The sequence below is a fragment of the Actinokineospora spheciospongiae genome, assembly GCF_000564855.1.
Lineage (GTDB): Bacteria > Actinomycetota > Actinomycetes > Mycobacteriales > Pseudonocardiaceae > Actinokineospora > Actinokineospora spheciospongiae.
The window spans coordinates 1-1,726 of sequence record NZ_AYXG01000126.1 but is presented as its reverse complement, the minus strand read 5'-3'; the positions used below and the strand labels follow the sequence as shown (position 1 = coordinate 1,726).

Sequence of the window (1,726 nt, the reverse complement as noted above, 5' to 3'; positions counted from 1 at the left end):
GGCGTCGGGGCCACGGCGGCTGGTCAGCACCAGCTCCCGCACCCCGTGCGCGGTCACCAGGTGCCGGGCGACGGCCGCACCGAGGGCACCCGTGCCGCCGGTGACCAGCACCGCGCCGTCGAGCGGGGCGAGGTCGGTTCGCGGGGCGGGTGCGCGGACCAGCCGGGGGGCGTGCAGGGCGCCGTCGCGGGCGGACAGTTCGGTTTCGCCGTCCGCCAGGGCGGCGGCGAGCGCGTCGAGGGGCACCGGGCCGCCGTCGGTGGTCAGCAGCACCAGGCGGTCGGGGTGCTCGGCCTGGGCGGAGCGGACCAGGCCGTGGGCGGCGCTGTGGGCGAGGTCGTCCGGGACGACCAGCACCAGGGTGGACGCGGCGGCGCGCTCGTCGGCCAGCCAATCCACCACAGTGGACAGTGCGCGGTCGACGGCGGTCCGCGCCCGCTCGGGCTCGGTCTCCCCCTCGACCGTGCCGATCCAGGTCAGCACGACCGGGGGCAGGTCCTCGGCGGCGGGGGGCAGGTCGAGACCGGGGACGGCCGGGCCGAGCAGCGCCCAGTCCGGGGCGGGCGCGGTGGCGGTCAGGGCGGTCGAGTCGACGCGGAAGAGGGCTTCGCGCACCACGGCGGCGGTCGCGGAAACCTGCTCGGCGGCCACCCGGCGGAAGGCCAGGGAGGTGGCGGTGACCACGGGGACACCCGCCGGGTCGGCGGCGGTGACGGCGACGGCGTCCGGTCCGGCCGGGGCCAGCCGCACCCGCAGGGTTGCGGCGCCCGTGGCGTGCAGGGTGAGGCCGGTCCAGGCGAACGGCAGCCGGGCCTGGTCGGGGTCGGCGAAGAAGCTCCCGAGGCCGACCGGGTGCAGGGCGGCGTCGAGCAGGGCCGGGTGCAGGCCGAACCGGTCGGCGGTCACGTCGTCGGGCAGGGCCACCTCGGCGAAGACCTCGTCGCCGCGCCGCCACGCGGCCCGCACACCCCGGAAGGCGGGGCCGTAGGAGAACCCGACCGCCTCGGCGTCGGCGTAGAGGGTGTCGACGGGCAGCGCCTCGGCCCCGGCGGGCGGCCACTCGGCCAGGTCCACGGCGGGGGCGGCGGGTGCGGCGGTGAGCAGCCCGGCGGCGTGCCTGCTCCACGGGCCGCCGTCGACCCGGGAGTGCACGGTGACCCGGTGGTCGCCGTCGACCACCACGCGCAGGTCCACGGCGCCGTCCTCGGGCAGCACCAGGGGCGCTTCCAGGGTCAGTTCCGCCAGGTGCGGCAGGCCCACCTGGTCCCCGGCGCGCACGGCCAACTCCACGAACGCGGTGCCCGGCAGCAACACCGACCCCAGCACGGCGTGGTCGGCCAACCACGGGTGGGTGCGCAGCGACACGCGCCCGGTGAGCACGGTGCCGTCGGGCACGGCGACGGCCGCGCCGAGCAGCGGGTGGTCGTCGGCGTCGAGGCCCAGGGCGGTGACGTCACCGACGCCGTCCCCGTCCAGCCAGTAGTGCTCGTGCTGGAAGGCGTAGGTGGGCAGGTCCACGTGCGCGGTGCGCCCACCCAGGAACGCCGCCCAGTCGACCCCGGTCCCCAGGGCGTGCGCCTTGCCCAGCCCGGCCACCAGCGTGACCGCCTCGGCCTTGTCCCTGCGCTGCAACGCAACCCCACCGGTCAAGGCGGTCAGCGAAGCATCCGGGCCGACCTCGACCAACACCATCCCCTGCACCTGCTGGATGGCGTCGTGGAACCTG

Annotated in this window: 1 protein-coding gene; it reads right to left on the bottom strand. The window is 77.4% G+C overall.

From position 1 onward, the window contains the following. On the bottom strand, positions 1-1,726 hold a 1,726-nt coding region (locus UO65_RS17220), incomplete at both ends, for a polyketide synthase dehydratase domain-containing protein (protein ID WP_035283748.1).